22 protein-coding genes are annotated in these 17,973 nt (G+C 72.0%); 8 read left to right on the top strand and 14 right to left on the bottom strand.

Translation table 11 applies throughout. The features are described from left to right. Positions 1–11: 11 nt before the first annotated feature. Positions 12–1,307 carry a metal-dependent hydrolase family protein gene (locus tag Cco03nite_RS03795; RefSeq protein ID WP_203688534.1) on the bottom strand — a complete coding sequence of 432 codons (1,296 nt, stop codon included), beginning with the start codon at positions 1,305–1,307 and terminating at the stop codon, positions 12–14. Positions 1,308–1,420: 113 nt separating this feature from the next. On the opposite strand from Cco03nite_RS03795, the gene Cco03nite_RS03790 reads away from it, so the two are divergent. Next, positions 1,421–1,843: a DUF4259 domain-containing protein gene (locus tag Cco03nite_RS03790; RefSeq protein ID WP_308440651.1), complete on the top strand. Its 423-nt coding sequence runs from the start codon at positions 1,421–1,423 to the stop codon at positions 1,841–1,843. 25 nt (positions 1,844–1,868) lie between these two features. Next, positions 1,869–2,750 (top strand): phosphotransferase family protein, encoded by an 882-nt coding sequence (locus tag Cco03nite_RS03785; RefSeq protein WP_203688531.1) that lies wholly within the window; start codon positions 1,869–1,871, stop codon positions 2,748–2,750. Positions 2,751–2,843: 93 nt separating this feature from the next. Here Cco03nite_RS03785 and Cco03nite_RS03780 read toward each other — a convergent pair whose 3' ends face one another. Beyond that, entirely contained in the window at positions 2,844–4,094 is a 1,251-nt protein-coding gene (locus Cco03nite_RS03780; RefSeq protein ID WP_203688523.1) for an SGNH/GDSL hydrolase family protein, read from the bottom strand. 162 nt (positions 4,095–4,256) lie between these two features. On the opposite strand from Cco03nite_RS03780, the gene hemC reads away from it, so the two are divergent. Continuing rightward, positions 4,257–5,180, top strand: coding sequence for a hydroxymethylbilane synthase (hemC, locus tag Cco03nite_RS03775; RefSeq protein ID WP_203688521.1), 924 nt, complete (start codon positions 4,257–4,259; stop codon positions 5,178–5,180). A 1-nt stretch (position 5,181) separates the two neighbouring features. Here hemC and Cco03nite_RS03770 read toward each other — a convergent pair whose 3' ends face one another. From Cco03nite_RS03770 to Cco03nite_RS03745, 6 genes are all read right to left on the bottom strand, one after another. Continuing rightward, positions 5,182–6,108, bottom strand: coding sequence for a HEAT repeat domain-containing protein (locus tag Cco03nite_RS03770; protein ID WP_203688519.1), 927 nt, complete (start codon positions 6,106–6,108; stop codon positions 5,182–5,184). A 42-nt stretch (positions 6,109–6,150) separates the two neighbouring features. Next, entirely contained in the window at positions 6,151–6,720 is a 570-nt protein-coding gene (locus Cco03nite_RS03765) for a kinase (protein WP_203688517.1), read from the bottom strand. Further along, on the bottom strand, positions 6,717–7,298 hold the full coding sequence (locus Cco03nite_RS03760) for a dihydrofolate reductase family protein (protein WP_203688516.1): 582 nt from the start codon (positions 7,296–7,298) through the stop codon (positions 6,717–6,719). The genes Cco03nite_RS03765 and Cco03nite_RS03760 overlap by 4 nt, the downstream gene beginning before the upstream one ends. A 68-nt stretch (positions 7,299–7,366) precedes the next feature. After that, the gene (locus Cco03nite_RS03755; protein ID WP_239167090.1) at positions 7,367–8,206 is read right to left on the bottom strand and encodes a helix-turn-helix domain-containing protein; all 840 of its coding nucleotides are present in this window, start codon (positions 8,204–8,206) and stop codon (positions 7,367–7,369) included. Positions 8,207–8,253: 47 nt separating this feature from the next. After that, the gene (locus Cco03nite_RS03750) at positions 8,254–9,186 is read right to left on the bottom strand and encodes an aminoglycoside phosphotransferase/kinase family protein (RefSeq protein ID WP_203688514.1); all 933 of its coding nucleotides are present in this window, start codon (positions 9,184–9,186) and stop codon (positions 8,254–8,256) included. Positions 9,187–9,227: 41 nt separating this feature from the next. Further along, positions 9,228–9,698 carry a GNAT family N-acetyltransferase gene (locus Cco03nite_RS03745; protein ID WP_203688512.1) on the bottom strand — a complete coding sequence of 157 codons (471 nt, stop codon included), beginning with the start codon at positions 9,696–9,698 and terminating at the stop codon, positions 9,228–9,230. A gap of 187 nt (positions 9,699–9,885) precedes the next feature. On the opposite strand from Cco03nite_RS03745, the gene Cco03nite_RS03740 reads away from it, so the two are divergent. Then, complete coding sequence (locus Cco03nite_RS03740) at positions 9,886–10,752, top strand: calcium-binding protein (RefSeq protein WP_203688511.1); 867 nt, start codon at positions 9,886–9,888, stop codon at positions 10,750–10,752. Between the two features lie 91 nt (positions 10,753–10,843). Here the strand turns inward: Cco03nite_RS03740 and Cco03nite_RS03735 are convergent, their stop codons facing one another. Both Cco03nite_RS03735 and Cco03nite_RS03730 read right to left on the bottom strand, forming a co-directional pair. After that, a complete protein-coding gene (locus Cco03nite_RS03735) occupies positions 10,844–11,248 on the bottom strand; it encodes an SRPBCC family protein (protein ID WP_203688510.1) in 405 nt (134 codons plus the stop codon). Then, a complete protein-coding gene (locus tag Cco03nite_RS03730; RefSeq protein WP_239167089.1) occupies positions 11,245–11,556 on the bottom strand; it encodes a metalloregulator ArsR/SmtB family transcription factor in 312 nt (103 codons plus the stop codon). The genes Cco03nite_RS03735 and Cco03nite_RS03730 overlap by 4 nt, the downstream gene beginning before the upstream one ends. 280 nt (positions 11,557–11,836) lie before the next feature. Here Cco03nite_RS03730 and Cco03nite_RS03725 point away from each other — a divergent pair, with 280 nt between their 5' ends. After that, positions 11,837–12,469 (top strand): HNH endonuclease family protein, encoded by a 633-nt coding sequence (locus Cco03nite_RS03725; RefSeq protein WP_203688509.1) that lies wholly within the window; start codon positions 11,837–11,839, stop codon positions 12,467–12,469. An 89-nt stretch (positions 12,470–12,558) separates the two neighbouring features. Here Cco03nite_RS03725 and Cco03nite_RS03720 read toward each other — a convergent pair whose 3' ends face one another. The 4 genes from Cco03nite_RS03720 to Cco03nite_RS03705 form a co-directional block, all read right to left on the bottom strand. Beyond that, positions 12,559–13,059: a hypothetical protein gene (locus Cco03nite_RS03720; protein WP_203688508.1), complete on the bottom strand. Its 501-nt coding sequence runs from the start codon at positions 13,057–13,059 to the stop codon at positions 12,559–12,561. 127 nt (positions 13,060–13,186) lie between these two features. Next, positions 13,187–13,720, bottom strand: coding sequence for an SET domain-containing protein (locus tag Cco03nite_RS03715; RefSeq protein WP_203688507.1), 534 nt, complete (start codon positions 13,718–13,720; stop codon positions 13,187–13,189). After that, the gene (locus Cco03nite_RS03710; RefSeq protein ID WP_203688506.1) at positions 13,720–13,914 is read right to left on the bottom strand and encodes a hypothetical protein; all 195 of its coding nucleotides are present in this window, start codon (positions 13,912–13,914) and stop codon (positions 13,720–13,722) included. The genes Cco03nite_RS03715 and Cco03nite_RS03710 overlap by 1 nt, the downstream gene beginning before the upstream one ends. 102 nt (positions 13,915–14,016) lie before the next feature. Then, positions 14,017–14,490, bottom strand: coding sequence for a hypothetical protein (locus Cco03nite_RS03705; protein WP_203688505.1), 474 nt, complete (start codon positions 14,488–14,490; stop codon positions 14,017–14,019). A gap of 283 nt (positions 14,491–14,773) precedes the next feature. On the opposite strand from Cco03nite_RS03705, the gene Cco03nite_RS03700 reads away from it, so the two are divergent. The 3 genes from Cco03nite_RS03700 to Cco03nite_RS03690 all read left to right on the top strand — a co-directional run. Beyond that, positions 14,774–16,066: an enolase C-terminal domain-like protein gene (locus Cco03nite_RS03700; RefSeq protein WP_239167088.1), complete on the top strand. Its 1,293-nt coding sequence runs from the start codon at positions 14,774–14,776 to the stop codon at positions 16,064–16,066. Further along, entirely contained in the window at positions 16,063–17,115 is a 1,053-nt protein-coding gene (locus Cco03nite_RS03695) for a Gfo/Idh/MocA family protein (protein ID WP_203688504.1), read from the top strand. The genes Cco03nite_RS03700 and Cco03nite_RS03695 overlap by 4 nt, the downstream gene beginning before the upstream one ends. 648 nt (positions 17,116–17,763) lie before the next feature. After that, positions 17,764–17,973, top strand: a 210-nt coding sequence (locus tag Cco03nite_RS03690; protein WP_203688503.1) for a hypothetical protein, incomplete at its 3' end; no start/stop codon positions are given.

Here is a 17,973-nt window from a genome sequence, read left to right as displayed (position 1 = left end):
ACCGATGATGATCATCCGGCTCGATCGCGGGCAGTGTGTCGGGTCAGGGTGTCGCGGATCGACACCCCGTCCTTCATGATCATTCGTAGGTTGCCGGGGTCGGCGAGCACGTCCAGGTCGGTCAGCGGGTCGCCGTCGACGAGCAGCAGGTCCGCGTACGCCCCGGGCTGCACCACGCCGAGCGGCGCCGGGTAGGGGTTGCGCGGGCCGGACAGGGCCAGCAGCGCGGCGTTGTCCGACGTCGCCATGCGCAGCACCTCGGCCGGGGAGAACCAGCGGCCGAGTTTGGCCAGCTGCGCGCCCTGGCGGGTGGCCAGCCGGGCGTCGAACAGGGTGTCGGTGCCCCAGGCCAGGCGCACGCCGTGCTTGCGGGCCAGCTGGTACGCGGTCTCGGTGCCGTCGGTGACCGCGAGCTGCTTCTCCCGTCCGCCCGGGTCGGTGATCGGGACGGCGTCGGCGTCGTCGAGGAACGGCTGCATCGACCACCACACGCCGCGTTCGGCCATCAGCGCGGCGGTCTCGTCGTCGAGCAGGTGCCCGTGCTCGACGCAGCGCACCCCGGCCCGGACCGCCTGCTGCACCGAGGCGGGGGTGTAGGCGTGCACCATGACGTAGGTGCCCCAGTGCCCGGCCGCTTCGACCGCGGCGGCCAGCTCCGCGAACGTGTACTGGGTGACGTCGATCGGGTCGTACGGCGACGCGACGCCGCCGCCGGCCATCACCTTGATCTGGCTCGCGCCGCGCATCAGCTGCTCGCGGGTCGCCCGCAGCACCGCGTCGACGCCGTCGGCGATGGCGGCGGTGCCGGTGCGCTCGACCATGCTCAGCGGCGCGCCCGGCTCGCGGGGCACCTCCAGCAGGGAGCGGAAGTCGCCGTGCCCGGCGGTCTGGCTGATGAACGCGCCACTCGGGTAGATGCGCGGGCCGAGGACGATGCCTTCGTCGATGGCGCGTTTGAGGGCGAACACCGGCCCGCCCGCGTCGCGTACGGTGGTGAACCCGCGCAGCAGGGTCCGCTCGGCTTCGCGGGCGGCGACCAGTTGCAGGTAGGCGGGATCGGCGGTGGCCAGGACCGGCAGCGGCACGGCGGCCATCATGGCGTGCCAGTGTGCGTCGATGAGGCCGGGCATCAGCACCCGGCCGCCGCCGTCGACGATCCTGCGCCCGTCGGGCTGGTCGTCGGGCTGCCCGCCGACGCCGGTGATGAGGCCGCCGGTGACGGTGACGGTGGTGGGCGGGGACAGTGCCGGGTTGACTCCGTCGAAGACCCGGACGTCGCGGAACTCCGTCACCTCATCATGTGCCATCTGTCGAGTCTCGCGGCCCAGGCCTGGCCCGCGCTGCCGAACGGGTCGGACACGCGGCCGGGGAGTTGTCGCATGCGGCCGGTACGGTCCCGCTGCGCCCTGCGGAGGAGGTAATGGTGGGCACCTGGGACTCGGGTCCGTTCGACAACGACAGCGCCGCCGACTGGTGCGGCGGCCTGAACGACGCCGACCCTGCCGAGCGGCTCGGGATCATCCGGCAGACGCTGGCGGAGGTGGCGGATCACGTGGGATTCCTCGACGACCGGTTGGGGGTCCGCGCCGTCGCGGCGGCCGCGGTCATCGTGTCCCAGCGGCCCGGAGCGGAAGCGCTGACCTCGGCGTACGCGCCGGATTTCCTGGTCGAAGGGGAGGCCCTGGTCGTTCCCGAGGATGTCGCGGCGCTGGCGGTGCGGGCTCTGGACCGGGTCGTCGGCGACGACTCGGAGTGGCGGGAGCTGTGGGAGGAGACCGGTGATGCCGCCGACGCGCTCGCGGTGGTCGGCGACCTGCGTACGGCGCTGGCGGCCGCGCCGTAGGCGATGCCGGCGGTTAGGGTGAGGGATGTCGAGCCGACCCTCCATCGCCGACGTCCGTGATGTGCTGGCCGTCCACCTGCCCGGTCGTCGGATCGGCGCCGTGGTCGAGCTGGGCGCGGGCCTGGAGAACGTGGCGTACGAGGTCGACGGCGCGCTCGTGGTGCGGTTCAGCAGGGAGCCCGATCCGGTGCGGCGGGCGGAGCTGATCGGGCACGAGGCCCGGCTGCTGTCGGCGGTGGCCCGGGTCAGTCCGCTGCCCGTGCCCGAACCGGTGTTCGCCGCCGCTGAGCTGGGCTGCCTGGCCTACGCCAAGCTGCCCGGCGTGCCGCTGTCCGAGCTGTCTGGGCCGGGCTGCTCGGAGCACGGCGCGGAGATCGCGGCGACGCTCGGGGAATGGATCGCCGCGCTGCACGCCCAGCCGGTCGAGCGGTGGAGCGGGCTGGTGGACGTCGACGACCAGCCGCCCGCCGAGTGGCTTCGCGAGGCCGCCGAGCTGCACGAGGGGGTCGCCGAGCACGTCCCGCCGGCGCACCGCCGCGCGGTGGCGGAGTTCTTCGACTCACCGCCACCCGAGCGGGGGCACGATCTCGTGTTCTCGCACAACGACCTGGGCATCGAGCACGTGCTCGTGGACCCGGCCGGCTGGACGGTCACCGGGGTCATCGACTGGAGCGACGCCGCGCTCGTGGATCCGGCGTACGACTTCGGGCTGCTGCACCGCGATCTCGGCCCGGTGGCGCTGCGGGCGGCGCTGGGCCGGTATCCGGCCGGCGCCGAGGCGCTCGCCGAACGTGCGGTCTTCTACGCCCGGTGCAGTGTCTTCGAGGACCTGGCCTACGGCGTGGACACCGGCCGGGCCGGCTACCTGGACCGGGGTGTCGCCGCGATGGCGTGGCTGTTTCCCTGAGCCTGTGACCTGCGCCCACGTCCCGCTGGTGTTAAGAAGGGCACCTTCTACATCGCGGAGCGATGTGAAGGTGCCCTTGCTTTGGTCAGGTCGTCACTGGAAGGTGAGGGTGCCGTTGGCGTTGCGGATGCAGGCGATCGAACGGTTGGCGGTGGTGGCCGCGGCGGCGAGGCACTGGCCGAGGACGGCGTGGCCGGCCGCGTTCGGGTGCCAGGACTCCTGGCAGGTCTGGAAGTAGGTCACGCAGGCGTTGGCCATGCGCTGGATGGCGATCTTGTCGTATCCGGACAGGCTGGTGATGTGCGTGCCGGTCGGGCCGTCCATCACGCGCACCGGGGTGGCCAGCGCGCCGGTCGGGCTGTTGCCGTTCTCGCACAGGCGTGCGCCGTCGAAGGCCCGTTGCACGTTGAGGTAGACCAGGTCCTGGCCGGGGAACTCGGCGGACAGGTTGGCGTGGGAGTTGCGCACGACGTTGCCGAGGTTGGCCGAGAAGCGGTGGCCGGGGGCGAGGCTGGCGCGGTGGATCGGGCAGCCCGCGGCGTAGCGCTCGGCGCCCAGGTCGCGGAACTTGTCCCGGTCGTCCTCGCGGCCGTCCTGCTCGATGAACGAGCTGTAGACGTCGGTCGGCAGCGGGTTCGTGTAGTCCTGGAACACGATGCGGTGCTGGCCGTCGGCGTCGACCTGGTTCAGCGTCGTGATCAGCTGGCGCAGCGCGTTGGTGGTCTCCGTGGTGGCCGCGGCGACCTCGGCGGCGCTGGCCAGGTCGGCGTCGGTGCACGGCTCCTGCGGCACCGGCCCGTTGAGGTAGGCCCAGAACTCCCACCAGCCGGTCCACGCGTCGGCGATGAACCGGTTGGCGCACAGCGTCGCCACGTCGCCGAAGGTGAACGAGCTGTTGTTGGAGCCGAGGCCGACCAGCACCAGGTCGATGTCGTGGGTCTGCGCCACCGCCCGCAGCTGGTCGAGCTGCGCGGCGACCTGCCGGCCGCTGGTGCGGGTGTTGGAGGCGTTGGCGATGTCGTACGGCTGGCCGCCCGAGCAGGCCAGGTTGAACCGGGCGTTGATGCCCGACAGGGCGGCCTTGTTCAGCGACGCGTTGGCCGAACGGTGGCAGAAGTAGGCGTTGGGGTTCGGCGCCGACCAGCCGGGGAAGCCCTGGGCGACCCCGTTGACGTCGACGACGGACGTGTACGCGCCCGCGCCCTCGCCGCTGATGAAGCTGTCGCCGACAGCGACGGCAGCCGTGGGCAGGGCGGCCGTGGCAGGGGCGGCGGCGACGGCGAACGCGGCCCAGCCGAGCGCGACGGCCGCGGTGCCCGCCAACGCCTTGCGAAGTCTCAGCACTGAGCTTCCTCTCCGAAGTGGAATGTGAGAACGGTTCGCGAGATCAGATCACGCCCGCAGAAGTACGTCAATGCCGTCGTTCATCCTGAAGAAAAGCTTCCGCACGACACGCCTGGATCGCTTCACGGCCTGTTCATGTCGCCTGGCCGTAGGGTTCCTCAGGTGACGACGACCGTCCGCCTCGGCACCCGGGGCAGCACCATGGCCCTGGCGCAGGCCCGCCACGTCGCCCGCGAGCTGGAGTCCGCGCACGCGGACCTCGCGGTGCGGATCGTGCCCGTGTCCACCCACGGCGACCGCTGGACCGGCAGCCTCGCCACGGCGGGCGGCAAGGGCGCGTTCACCAGCGAGATCGACGCGCTGCTGCAGGCCGGGGACATCGACCTGGCGGTGCACTGCCTCAAGGACATCCCCGGCGACGTCGCGCTGCCCGAGGGCGTCTGCGTCGCGGCCTACCTGCCCCGCGACGAGCCCTGGGACGCGCTGATCAGCCGCGGCGGCCTGCGGCTGGACCAGCTCGCCCGCGACGCGGTCGTCGGCACCAGCGCGGCACGCCGCCAGGCGCAGCTGCTGCGGGCCCGCCCCGACCTGCGGGTCAAGCCGATCCGCGGCAACGTCGACAGCCGCATCGCTCGCCTGGACTCCGGCGACGTCGACGCGATCGTGGTCGCCGCGTGCGGCCTGCGCCGCCTCGGCCAGGAGCACCGCATCACGCAGGTGCTGCCCGCCGAGCTGATGGGCCCGGCCGTCGGCGCGGGCACGATCGTCGTCGCCACCCGGACGTCAGGTGAGGCGTACAGCCTGGTCATGGCGTTGGACGACCCGGACAGCCGGGATGTGAGCCTGGCCGAGCGGGCACTGCTGCACCGGTTCGGGGCGAGCTGCGACAGCGCCGTCAGCGGGCACGCGACCCTCGACCGGGACACGGTCACCCTGCGCGCCGCGGTGTACGCGCCGGAAGGCGACCGGACGCTGAGCACCGTCGTCGCGGGCGACCGCACCGCCGCGCCCGCGCTGGGCCGCCAGGCCGCCGACGAGCTGCTGGCCCTCGGCGCGCGCAAACTGCTCGACCCCTACCTGCGCTGACTCAGCCCGGCTCGCCGTCGGCGGGATAGCGGGCCAGCGCCGCCAGCAGTTCCTCCGGCAGCTGTTCGCCCGGTGCACGCAGCAGCCGCTCGATGACCACGGCCGCATGCCGCTCCGGTGGCACCTCCTCGTCCGGTGCACGCCGCAGCCGGGCGTCCCGGTCGGCGATCAGGTGCCGGTGCAGCCGGGGGTCGGCCGTCGCGGCGGCCATCGCGTACAGCGCCTCGGCGGTCAGGTCGACGCCGTGGCGCACGGGCGGGAGTTCCAGCGCGGCCAGCAGCGCCGGCATGGCCCGGGTGTCGCCGCGCAGCGACAGGCCGACGACGGCTTCGGCGAGCGTGTCGGGGTCGTCGTCGTTCAGCCGGGCGGCCAGCGCGTCCCGCAGCCGCGGGAAGTCCTGCTCGGTCTGCCGGCCCAGCCCGAACGTGGCCCAGTCGCGCACGTCGGGATCGCTGTCGGCCGACAGCGTGATCAGCAGGTCCAGGGCTTCCGGCTCCGGCCTCCCGACCAGTGCGTACGTGACCCCGAAGCGGACCGTCGCGTCGGGATGAACGTGCAGCCTGGCCAGGTGTTCCAGGCACCGCTCGTCGCCGATGTGCCCGAAGCCGGTGGTGATCGAGCCGAGCACCTGCGGGTCCTGCTCGTGCTCGACCATGCTCAGCAGCAGTGCCAGCGCCTCGTCACGGTACGGGCCCTCGCTTGCCGGCCGGCGCGGCCCAGCGGCGAGCTGACTGACGATGTCGGCGGCAGCCTGCCGGTGCGACGGCTCCGTGTGCCCGGACAGGCGCGTGGCGGCGTCCAGCGCCGGGCGGCCACCGTATCCGTGCAACCAGCTGACCAGCTCCCACCTGCGGTCCTCGTCGTCCTCGCCGGTCAGCGACAGCAGTTCGGCGACGGCGGACGCCACCGTCGCTTCGAGCATCGGCATGGCGGCCATCCTGCTGATCTCGGGCAGCCGGGCGCAACGTCATTATTGCCGCCGGGCCGGTGGCACAGCGGGTTCGGAGTCCGGGCCGGGCGATGCGGACGCCAGCCCGGACCGGGCGGCGATCAGCGCGACGGTGTCGGCGAACGCCGACTCCGGCCCGATGACGTGCTCGCCGTCGACGCCGAGCACGTCGCGTTCGGTGTACCAGCCGCGCATCTGGTCGGGGGTGAACTCGGTCGCCTGGGGGCGGGTGGCGTGGCGGCGCAGCGTCTCCTCGAGCGGGATGTCGAGGTAGAACACCGAACTGGGCCCGCGGTGCTCGGCCAGCAGCGCGCGCACTATCGCCCCGTACTTGCGTTCGAGCAGGATGCCTTCGAGGACCACGTGGTAGCCGTTGCCGAGCAGGAAGCGCACCGTGTGGTCGATGAACGCCGGGGCCAGGCCGCCGGGGTCATCGCGCTCGCGCAGGATGATGCGGCGCAGGTGGTCCTGCTCGACCAGGGCGCAGCCGCGGCCGTACGCCAGCCGCACCGCCCTCGCGACCGACGACTTGCCCGAACCGGAGTTCCCCCTGATCACGACCAGGATCGTGGGCTGCGCCTGCTCGCTCAACGGCGTACCCGGTAGCGCAGGTGAAGCACCCGCCCGCCCTGGATCACCACGTCGGGATCCTCCAGCAGGTGCTGGGCGTGGACCGACCCGAAGAAGCGCTTGCCGGACCCGAACACGACGGGCACGACGTCCATGCGCACCTCGTCGACCAGGCCCGCGGCGAGCACCTGGCCGCCGACGTCGCCCGCGGCGACCTCGACCAGGCGGTCACCGGCGAGCTCCTGCGCCTTGGCCATGGCCGCCTCGACGCCGTCGACGAAATGGAACGGCGCCTCGGGGTCCCAGCCCTCGGGCGCGGGCCGGTGCGTCACGACGACCACGTGGTCGATCCCGCCCGGCGGCTTGCCGTCCCAGCCGTCGGTCATGTCGAAGACGTGGCGGCCGGCGACCGTCACCCCGATCTGGTTCCAGTACGGCCGGGTGTGGTCGTAGGACGTCTGCGACACCTTCAGCACGCCGCTGTCGTCCAGCGGGACGTCACCGGCGGACAGCCAGTCGAACAGCGGTCCGGGCTGGTCGTCGTCGTCGGCGATGAAGCCGTCCACCGACACCGAGCTGTACATGACCACCTTGCCCACGGGGCTCTCCTCTGCTTTCGGGGTCGCCCTCAAATTAGCGCGTCGTGAGCTGCGGGTCTTGTAAGAAATCAATCGGCCGGCAGCGGCCAGCCGTCCAGCGCGCTGCCGGGATGTTCGCGCAGGAACCGCCGCCGGACCTCGGCGTACCGGGTCGGTGTGAGCCCGGTGAACGCCCGGAACTCGTGGCCGAAGTGGGCCTGGTCGAAGTAGCCCGCGCCATTGGCGAGCTCGCCCCAGTCGATCGGTCCGGCGAAGTCGATCGCGAGCATGGCGGCGGTGAAGCGCTGGGTGCGGGCCAGCCGCTTCGGCGTGACGCCGACGAGCTCCTTGAACCGCTGCGCCAGGTGAGTGCTGCTGACACCGGCGGCCGCGCTCAGGTCGCCGATGGCCACCGCCCCGCCGGCCGCCGCGATGACGCTGCTCGTATGGCGGACCAGCCCCAGCCCGGCGGTCTCGCACAGCCGCCGCGTCAGCTCCTCCTCGAGCAGCGTCAGCATCTCGTGCGGCCCGGCCGCCGTGGCCAGCCGGTCTCGCAGCTCGGCGACGGCGGGCCGGCCCCAGACCTGCTCCACCGTCACCGGCCGGTCGCACAGCTCGGCCGCGGGCATCGGCAGGAACGGCGCCAGCCCCCACGGCTTGACGTGCGCACCGACGGACCGGGTCCGGGGCGGGTAGCCGAACTCGAACGCGCGGGTGGGCGTGGTGATCACGCAGCCGTCGGGGTACTCGGCCGTCTCGATGTCGGCTCCGGCGCGGATGCGGAACGGCGGCCCGAGGTTGACGATCAGCAGCGCTCCCGGCATCGGCGGCAGCGTCAGCCGGGCGTACGGCGGCGCGCCCGCCAGGTAGTAGAGGTCGTCGATCAGCCCGTCCAGCGGCGGTCGCGGCACTCTGGACACGTACTCCACACCCACAGCATCGCCGACACCCGCCGGCGTCGCGAGGCGGGGCGGGTTCAGCCCCCGGCCAGGGCCAGGCGCTGCTCGGCGTGCTCGGGGGTCAGCCACACCGTGCCGTCCAGAGCCAGCTTCTTCGCGTCGAACGCGTCGACCCACAGCCCGGCCGCCCAGCTCGCCTGCACCTGCTCGGCGCTCCACCGGTGGCCCGAAGCCTGCTGGTATGCCTCGACGAAGGCCGCCGACTCGGCGACCGTGGCGGGCCGCTGCACCACCCCGATCGGCCAGACCGCGGCGGCCAGCCCCACCACGACCGCCTCCGGTGCGCTGATCAGGCTGTCCCAGTCGTGGACCGCCCACGGCTGCCCGTCGCGCCAGCGCAGGTTCTCGGCGTAGAAGTCGCCGTGCCCGATGACCGTCGGACCGGCCGGCAGGGCGCGCAGCCGCTGCTGGACCCGGTGGGCGACGTCGTCGAGCCAGGCGCTGTCGGGCTGGGCGTTGAGGTCGGCGTCGCGGTCGTCGGGCGGCGGCCACACCCCGCCGTACTCGTGATCCCAGGCCGTCCACGGCGGATGCGGCGCGAGCACGCCCGCCACCTGCGGCCGGGGCGCGCGCCGGACCAGGTCGGCCAGCAGCGCCGCGTACCGCTCGACCGCGTCGCCGCCGACGGGCAGGACCTCACCGCCGGGGACGAGGACCTCGGCGTGGGCCGCGTATCCGCCGAACGGCACGGGGCCGAGCAGCGGCCGGGGGCACGGGAAGCCCGCGTGCCACAGCGCCTGCTGCACGGCTGTGCACACGGCCAGCCGGGGCGCGGCCGGGCGCACCTTCACCACCACCTCACGGTCGTCCTTGAGCCGCACCCCGACGACGGCGGACAGGTGGGTGACGGTGAACAGCGTCTGGTCGACCCCGGAACCGAGCCAGCGCCGGCACCAGGCGTCGAGGTCGGCGTCGGCGACGACGGGCGGTGCGGGCATCGAGTGCGCCATGGCGGGCCACGCTAGCACCCGGACCGGGGCGCCGCCGCCCGTCAGCCCGCGACGTGCAGCCGCGCCACGACTTCGCTGTCCTCGACCTCGCCGGTCTCGGCGAAACCTATGCCCGCGTAGCAGCGCCGGGCCGCGGTGTTGGCCGGCTCGTACGACAGCGCGAAGTCGGTGATCGCGTGCTCGGCCGCCAGCAGCGCGATCGCGGCACGCACCGCGGCGCTGCCATACCCGCGGCCCTGCCGCGCCGCGTCGATGATGATCCCGCCGAGCCAGGCCGCCCCGTCGGCGGGGTCGACCGTCCACATGAGGAAGCCGACGACGTCGCCGTCGGTGTCCAGCACCGCCAGCGGCCGCCAGCCGGCCTCGCCGTAGTGGCACAGCGCCAGGTAGTACGCGGGGGCGGCGACCCAGTCCGACTGCGACTCGGCGACGGTGAGCGCGGTGACGGCCCGCCAGTTGGCGGCGTCGACGGGGGCGAGACGGACGGGAACCGGGGTGACAGGGGCGGTCATGCCGGGCATCATGCCAGGTCGCATCGAAGTCGCAGATCAAGGACATGATCGGCGTGGTTCCACGGTGCCCCATTTGTTCGGTCATAGCATTTGATCTCGGATTGCCCCGGGCAGTGTGTGCCGCCATCAGGGTGGTGTCCCGACTGCGCCGGGAGCGTACGTCCGCACACACCTGGAGGCACCGTCCATGCGTATCGCGCGCACCGCCCTCGCCGTGGCCGTCGCGGCCCTGAGCCTCGCCGCCGTGCAGGCCCCCGCGCACGCCGTGGCGCTGTGCAACGAGAAGCCGGTCACCCACCTGGGCACCGCCGAGGCCGACGTCATCGTCGGCACACCCGGCGACGACGTGATCCTGGCGCTGGCCGGCGACGACACGATCAGCGGCCTCGGCGGCAACGACGTCATCTGCGCCGGTGAGGGCAACGACACCGTGTACGGCGAGTCCGCCGCGCTCGACGCGGCCGCGGCCGGCGGCAACGACACCGTTTTCGCCGGGCCGGGCGACGACATCGTCGTCGGCGACTTCGGCGCGGCCGAGTTCCCCACGGTCGTCGGCGGCGTCGGCTGGAACGACTACCTGTACGGCGGCGACGGCGCCGACACCCTGTACGGCGACGCGATCGACGTGTCCGTGACCGCGCTGGCCACCGGCGCGGCGTTCGCCGCCGACGGCGTCTTCGGCGGCCCCGGCGCGGACACCGTCTACGGCGATGCCCGCAACCTCACCATCGACGTGGCCGGCGCGCTCGGCGTCGAGGCGGCCGGCAACAACCTGTCCGGCGGCGACGACAACGACACGATCTACGGCAACTTCGACACCGTCACCACGGCCGGCACGGTCGCCGGCACCGGCTGGCGCGACACCATCAACGCCGGCCCCGGCGACGACACCGTCCACGCCGACGCCAAGACCGGCAACGACAAGCTGACCGCGGCCGGCGACCTGGCCTTCACCGACCTGGTCAACGGCGGCGTCGGCACCGACTCCGCCGACGCCGGCCCCGGCATCGACATCTGCGCCAACACCGAAACCCCCACCAACTGCGAGGCCTGACCGCCCCCTTCTGCCGCAACTCTTAAAGACTCGTGGCCTGCGGACTGTCCGGAAGGCGCGACTCTTTAAGAGTTGCGGCAGGGGTGGGGTGTCAGGAGGCGAGGGCGGATTCGATGCGGCGGAGCAGGCCGGGCCAGCCGCGGGACATGCCCTCGTAGGCGGTGCGGCCGAGCGGGGAGTCGAGGTCCAGGCCTGCCTGCTCGAAGAACAGGCGGGTGCCGGTGCCCTCGGGCTCCAGGCGGAAGGTGATGGTGTTGTCCAGCGAACCGGTGGCGAAGCTGTAGCTCAGCAGCTTCTCCGGTTCGACAGCGAGCACCTCGCAGGGCTGTTCACCCCAGTTGCCCATGTCCAGGGTGAAGCGGTGGCCGACGACGGGCCGCACGTCGCCGGCCGCCCACCACTTGGCGTGCAGCTCGGGGTCGGTCAGCGCCTGCCACACCCGCGCGGGCGGGTGGCTGATGAACTGGTCGCAGCGGATCACGGCAAAATCGGTCATGAGAGTTCCTCGTCGAGTACGTCGCGCAGCGACCTGAGCCGCTCGCGCCAGAAGTGTTCGTAGGGATGCAGCCACTGCCCGACCTCGGCCAGGGGTTGTGGTTGCAGGTGGTAGTACCGGTGGCGGCCGCGCGGCTCCTCGCGCACCAGTCCCGCCCCACGCAGCACCTGCAGGTGCTCCGAGACCGCGGGCCGGCTGAGCGAGAACTGCCCGGCGAGCTCGCCCGCTGCGCGCGGGCCCTCGCGCAACGAGTCGAGCAGTTGCCGGCGTACCGGATTGGCCAATGCGCTGAACACGTCAGTGGTCACAGTCGGCAACAATACGTCGGAGATCCCCGACATGTCAACTTCTCCCGACACGTCGAGGGCAAGGAAGGGCACCTTCTTATCGCTCCGCGTATAAGAAGGTGCCCTTCCCATCGCGCGGCGGTGACGTCCGTCGGCGGTGTTTCGCAAGAAATTCATGCCGTCGTGGAGATCCGGTCTGGATCTCCGGGCGTCCATCTGCGATGGTCCATCCGTCCGCAATCGTGACCCCAGTCCGGAACCCCCATCCGGCCGCGGCGGCGGACAGTCGGGAGACCCTCCAATGTCCCGTGTCCTGAAAGCGGTGGCCGCCACCGCGGCCGCCCTGGCCATGTCGCTCACCCTCACCGCGACCCCGGCCCACGCCACCCCGCCCAACATCCCCTCCTACAGCACGGCCGTGAGCCGCCTCGCGGCACTCACCGTCGCCGCCGAGTCCCACGGCTCCACGTACAACCGGGACCTGTTCCCGCACTGGATCACCATCACCGGCGCCTGCAACACCCGCGAGCAGGTCCTCAAGCGCGACGGTGTCGGCGTCGTGGTCAACAGCAGCTGCGCCGCGACCTCCGGCTCGTGGTACAGCCCGTTCGACGGAGCGACCTGGACCGCCGCGTCCGACGTCGACATCGACCACATGGTCCCGCTGGCCGAGGCGTGGGCGTCGGGCGCGTGGGCGTGGACGACCGCGCAGCGCCAGACCTACGCCAACGACCTCGGCGGGCCCGAGCTGTGGGCCGTCACCGACAACGTCAACCAGGCCAAGGGCGACAAGGACCCGGCCGAGTGGCAACCGCCGCTGTCGTCGTTCCGCTGCACGTACGCCCGCTCCTGGATCCAGGTGAAGTGGTACTACAACCTCACCGTCGACAGCGCCGAGAAGTCCGCCCTCAACAGCATGCTCGCCAGCTGCTGATCGTCGCGCACCGTCGCAGTCCTCGGTCGTCGGCGGTGGCCACCGGCGGCCGGGGACTCTTCATGCGCCGCGCTGTCCGTCGCGCCCGCTCACGACCGTGCCCAGACGCCGTAGGGCGCCTCGACCTGATCCGGCCGGACCCGGAACTCGGTGCGGCCGTCCTCGCTCGTCACGTAGTCCACCTCCGTGGACACGAGAAGTCGGTGCCCGCCGCCGTCGCGAACGGGGCCGCGCACCCAGCACCGGAGATGGCCCGGTGCGGGCAGCACCGTCGCGGCGCTCCACTCCTCGAAGAAGATCGGGATCTTGTCGACGAAGGTGGCGGCTCTGCCGTCCGCGTCGACCAGCCGCACCCGTACCATGCCGGGCCAGTCGTCCTCGATGAGCTCGACGGCCTCGACCTTCAGCAGCGACCAGCTCGGCACCGACCCCGGCGCGGTAGGCACGGTCCGCTCGCGCTCGGCGCTGCGGCGCTGCAGCGCGCGGCCGAGTCCCACCGCGTAGCCGAGGCTCACGAGGGTGAGGAACACGGCGCTGCGGTGCCCGGAGGTCGCCAGCAGCATCACGGGTGCGAAGGCGAATACGGCCACACCGCTCCACCATGCCCACAGCGGGATCGCCCACCGGCCCGCTCGCCCACTCGATCCAGCCGCCATGCGGGTCTTTATACAGGCCGGGTGCGCGGTCGCGCGCACCTCGCCGCCGCAGCACGCCTCGTCAAGCCTCGCGGATGCGGTCGAGCAGCAGCGGGATCCAGTGATCGCCGTAGCGTTCCCGCAGTTCCGGAAGCTGCCAGTCGCGGCCGGTGACCGTGCCCCGGCAGCGGGTGGAACCGCAGGCGCAGTCCATGCGGAACTCCGCGGCGGCCGTGCTGGTGCCGTAGTCGTTGGTGACTTCCTCGCCGGGAGCGATGTCGCGCCGGGCTGCGAGGGCGTACGCGTCGACCCACCACAGGTTCGGGTCGCAGCTGTGGTTGCCGTACCCGTTGGGCCGGCGTGGCGGCAGCACGAGATGAAGGTCGTCGGTGACGCTGACGGTGTCGACATAGCAGCCCTCGCGGGCAGCCTGCGCGAACAGGTCTCGTAGCTGCGCCCAGGTCACGAGGTGTCCACCCAGCCGGGACACGACGGTCCCGGCCGGCAGGGCGGTGCGCGCGAACAGGCCCTTGCCGGAGATCGGGGACGCGCCGACCTCGACACCGGGGTGCAGCCAGCAATCTGGCGTGGGCTGCGGCGGAGAGGCGGCAGGCATCAACCGACCCACTTCTTCAAAAGGCCGCTGAGCGCCACGAACATGAACACGACGTACCCGATGACGCCCAGCAGCGTCGCGACCGCCAGCGCCTTGACGGCGGTGAGCGCGCGACTGCCCTGGTAGTCGTTGCGCTCTGCGGCGGGCACCGGAGACATCGACGGCAGTCGTGGCTCGTCTGGCAACCGTCCCATGGCGATGCAGGCTACCGCTCGGATGCTGTAGGCGTACGCCCGTCGGCGCGCTCGGTCGCGGACCTCCCGAAGCGAGCCGGGAGGTCCGCGACCGACGGGTGATCAGCCGGCCACTCCGGCAACCTGTGCCGGAACCGTCGCGTCCGCTGCGGGCCGGACGATGGTCAGGATTTCGCGCAGCACCCCGTCGATGCCGTCGAACCGCTGATCCATGCCGTCGAACCGTTGATCCATGCGGTCTAGCCGCTGGTCGAGGCCGTCGAACCGCTGGTCCACGCGGTCTAGCCGCTGGTCGAGGCCGTCGAACCGCTGGTCCACGGCGTCTAGCCGCTGGTCGAGGCCGTCGAACCGCTGGTCCACGCGGTCTAGCCGCTGGTCGATGCCGTCCAAACGGCTGTTCACCGCGGCGAACTGCTCCTTGGTGTCCTGGCGGTGTTCACGCAGGTCGGCGGAGAGTTCGTTGACTGCGCCGCGGAGCAGCGCCACCTCGTCCGTCGACTCCGGGGACCGCGTGGTGTTGTTGCGGAACGCCTCGCTCTCGAGGGCGGTCAGGCGTTGCTCGTGCGTACGGTTCACCCTTCATCCTCCCCATGTCAGCCGCCGGGCGCTTCGTCCGCCCGGCGTGCCCTTCACCGGCCATTCTCCATTGACTAAGTCAGTTTGGCCACGAGGTCGGTGGGTCGAGCTGAATCGAGACCTGCTGTTCGACTCGAACGGGTGATTACGCCGAGCCGACGCGCGCTGTCCCCGTCCGTGGACCGGATCTTGCGAAAAGCCCTGCTGCGGGTAGGGTCGCGATGATCCCCGCCGGACGGCGTCCGCTCGCGTCTCCGGCCTCTGACGCACCTGAAGGACAGTCATGTCACAGCAGCAAGCGGCGGACTCCGGCCCGCCGGCCGTGATGGCGGAGACGCAGGCGCCGTGGGCGGCGCGGGACGGCCTGCGGATCACCGGCGTACGCGCCATCGTCACCGCCCCCGAGGGCCTGCCCCTGGTCGTCGTCCGCGTCGACACCAACGACCCGGGCCTGCACGGCTACGGCTGCGCCACGTTCACGCAGCGCTTCCACGCCGTCGTGGCGGCCGTCGACGAGCACGTCGGCCCGATGCTGATCGGCCGGCACCCGGCCGACATCGAGGACATCACCCGCATGGTGCACCTGTCGTCGTACTGGCGGGGCGGCCCGGTGCTCAACAGCGCCCTGTCGGGCGTGGACCAGGCGCTGTGGGACATCGCCGGCAAGCGCGCCGGGATGCCGGTGTACGAGCTGCTCGGCGGCCGGGTGCGGGCCGCCGCCGACACCTACCTGCACGCCGCGGGCGCGACGATCGAGCAGACCCTGGAGCACGCGCAGGAGATCCTCGACTCCGGCTACCGGCACGTGCGCCTGCAGTCCGGCGGACCCGGCCTGGGCACCTACGGCGCGCCGGGCACCCCGGGCGGCTACCCGGACGCGCCGTACCCGGACGGCTGGGACGTGCAGCAGTACCTGCGCGACACCCCGAAGCTGTTCGCCGCGGCCCGGGAGGTGCTGGGGGAGAAGCCGAACCTGATGCACGACGTGCACCACCGGCTCACCGTGAAGCAGGCCGTGGCGCTGGCCCGCGCGCTGGAGCCGTACCGGCTGTTCTTCCTGGAGGACCCGATCCCGCTGGAGCTGTACGACCGCCTGCCCGAGCTGCGCGCCGCCGCGCCGATGCCGATCGCGGTCGGCGAGCAGGTCGCCTCGGTCGCCGACGCGGCCCGGCTGGTCGCCGGGGGCGGGGTGGACCTGCTGCGGCTGCACATCTCGGCGATCGGCGGCCTGACCCCGGCCCGCAAGCTGGTCGCGCTGTGCGAGCTGACCGGTGTCGGCACGGCCTGGCACGCGCCCGCGGACGTGTCGCCGATCGGCGCGGCCTGCAACGTGGCCCTGGACGTGAGCAGCCCGGCGTTCTCGATCCAGGAGGGCCACCTGTGGCCGGACCCGGTGCGTGAGGTGTTCCCCGGCACGCTCGACCCGCGCGGCGGCTACCTGTACCCGAACGACGCCCCCGGCTGGGGCATCGAGGTCGACGAGAAGGCGGCGGCGAAGTACCCGGCCGTCACCCACCTGCACGAACGATGGTCGGCCCGGGTACGCCGGCCCGACGGCGGAATCGAGGCGCCTTGACCAGCATCGGCATCGTCGGCACGGGCAACATCGCCGCCGGCTACCTCACCGACCTGCGCACCTACCCCGGCATCGAGGTGCTCGGCGGTTACGACAACGACCCGGCGCAGTCGGCGGCGTTCGGGGCCGCCCACGACCTGCCGATCTACGGCAGCCTCGACGAGCTGCTCGCCGACGACAAGGTCGACATGGTGGTGAACCTGACCCCGCTGTCGGCGCACGTTCCGGTCACCACCGCGGCGCTGCGCGCGGGCAAGCACGTGTTCAGCGAGAAGCCGCTCGCGCCGACGGCCGCGGAAGCACGGGCGCTGATCGAGGAGGCGGCCGCGCGGGGGCTGCGGCTGGGCTGCGCGCCGTTCACGTACCTCGGTGAGGCGATCCAGACCGCGTGGAAGCTGGTCCGTGACGACGCCGTCGGCCCGATCAAGCTGGTGTACGCCGAGGTCAACCACGACCGGATCGAGACCTGGCACCCCGCCCCGCAGGGGCCGTACCGGGCCGGGCCGCTGTTCGACGTGGGCGTCTACTCCCTGACGGCGCTGACCGCGATGCTCGGCCCCGCGCGCCGGGTGTGGGCGTACGGCACGATCCTCAAACCGGACCGCGTCACCCTGTCCGGCGAGATGTTCTCCCCGCAGGCCCCCGACTTCTCCGTCGTCGTCCTGGAACTGGCCGGCGGCGCGACGGTACGCCTGACCGCCAACTTCTACGTCGGCGCGGGCACCCGCCAGTCCGGCATCGAGCTGCACGGCGAACGCGGCTCCATCCACATCGCCGACTGGACCGACTTCGACTCCGAGATCCGCGCCGGCCTGCCCCCGGAGCCGGTCCCGCTGCTCGGCGACCCCTATCGGGGCATCCCGTGGGGCCGCGGCATCGCCGAGTTCGTCGCCGCGATGAACGAGGGCCGCCCGCACCGCTGCTCGGCCGAGCACGCCGCCCACATCGTCGACATCCTCACCGCCGCCGCCCACTCGCAGCAGTCCGGCACCCCCGTCGACGTGACCTCCACCTTCCCGCCCCCACTCCCGATGCCCTGGGCTGCGTGAGAGGGAGGGCACCTTCACGTCGTCATTGCGGCTGTTGGTGAGCTGATGCCGAGAGGGGCGCTGTTTCACCACTCGTTGGAGTGGTGAAACAGCGCCCCTCTCGGGCGTCCACGCCTCACCCGGGGTGGGGTGGGTGCGGTTCCCGCGTCGTCGGGGCTGGTTTCGCCTGCGCGGGTGCGCGGGCCAGAGCCTTCCCTGGCGGGCCTTGGCGCGCTGGTTCAACGGCACGCCGAGTCCCGACTTTCTGCGGAGTGAATCGGCCGTTCACTGATCGTCAAGTGCCCGTCCATAGGTTGTTCAACCGAGCGCCGTCGGAGACGAACGTGAGGACAGGACCATGACGACGACCCGCAGAACGTTGCCGGCCGCTTGTGCTCGGCGCGCTCAGCCGGCTCGCGTCGAGGCCCGGGCGACACGGGCCGTCCTGGCGGGTACGGATCCTGCACCGAAGTTCTGCGTATTTTCCTTCATTGTCCGGCCTGGACCATCTTGGTTTCATGCTGGCATGGCCATGTCACTTACTGCCGCCAGGACATCTCTCCACTACGGCCTCACGTCGGGCCAGATCGGGATGCTTATGATCGGCCTGTTCAGCGACACCGACGATCGTGGTGACATATGCGCTGATGCGAGCGGTACGACGTACCCATGTCCATGATCATCCGATCGGCCCCGAGCACGGAGGACACGGTCGACCGGATCCACCCTGAACACGGACGCCGTCGCGCGACACATACCGTCGACAAGCCCGTTACATCTCTGCCTGGCCTTGACTCCCCGCGTCTGCAGATTCTCGGACCGTTGCGGCTGTGGCGCGGTGAGGCCGAGCTGGACGCCGGCCCCCGACAGCAGGCGTTT

It is taken from the genome of Catellatospora coxensis (assembly GCF_016862635.1).
GTDB lineage: Bacteria > Actinomycetota > Actinomycetes > Mycobacteriales > Micromonosporaceae > Catellatospora > Catellatospora coxensis.
Note: the sequence above shows the minus strand (reverse complement) of the source record. Positions and strands in the feature narration are given on the sequence as shown.

Bases quoted from the DNA above. Each gene is read 5' to 3' on its own strand.
- Cco03nite_RS03770 (WP_203688519.1), bottom strand. From the start codon at position 6,108: ATGCCGATGCTCGAAGCGACGGTGGCGTCCGCCGTCGCCGAACTGCTG.
- Cco03nite_RS03710 (WP_203688506.1), bottom strand. From the start codon at position 13,914: ATGGGACGGTTGCCAGACGAGCCACGACTGCCGTCGATGTCTCCGGTG.
- Cco03nite_RS03795 (WP_203688534.1), bottom strand. From the start codon at position 1,307: ATGGCACATGATGAGGTGACGGAGTTCCGCGACGTCCGGGTCTTCGAC.
- Cco03nite_RS03735 (WP_203688510.1), bottom strand. From the start codon at position 11,248: ATGACCGATTTTGCCGTGATCCGCTGCGACCAGTTCATCAGCCACCCG.
- Cco03nite_RS03750 (WP_203688514.1), bottom strand. From the start codon at position 9,186: ATGGCGCACTCGATGCCCGCACCGCCCGTCGTCGCCGACGCCGACCTC.
- Cco03nite_RS03790 (WP_308440651.1), top strand. From the start codon at position 1,421: ATGGTGGGCACCTGGGACTCGGGTCCGTTCGACAACGACAGCGCCGCC.
- Cco03nite_RS03785 (WP_203688531.1), top strand. From the start codon at position 1,869: ATGTCGAGCCGACCCTCCATCGCCGACGTCCGTGATGTGCTGGCCGTC.
- Cco03nite_RS03700 (WP_239167088.1), top strand. From the start codon at position 14,774: ATGTCACAGCAGCAAGCGGCGGACTCCGGCCCGCCGGCCGTGATGGCG.
- Cco03nite_RS03715 (WP_203688507.1), bottom strand. From the start codon at position 13,720: ATGCCTGCCGCCTCTCCGCCGCAGCCCACGCCAGATTGCTGGCTGCAC.
- Cco03nite_RS03745 (WP_203688512.1), bottom strand. From the start codon at position 9,698: ATGACCGCCCCTGTCACCCCGGTTCCCGTCCGTCTCGCCCCCGTCGAC.
- Cco03nite_RS03725 (WP_203688509.1), top strand. From the start codon at position 11,837: ATGTCCCGTGTCCTGAAAGCGGTGGCCGCCACCGCGGCCGCCCTGGCC.
- Cco03nite_RS03740 (WP_203688511.1), top strand. From the start codon at position 9,886: ATGCGTATCGCGCGCACCGCCCTCGCCGTGGCCGTCGCGGCCCTGAGC.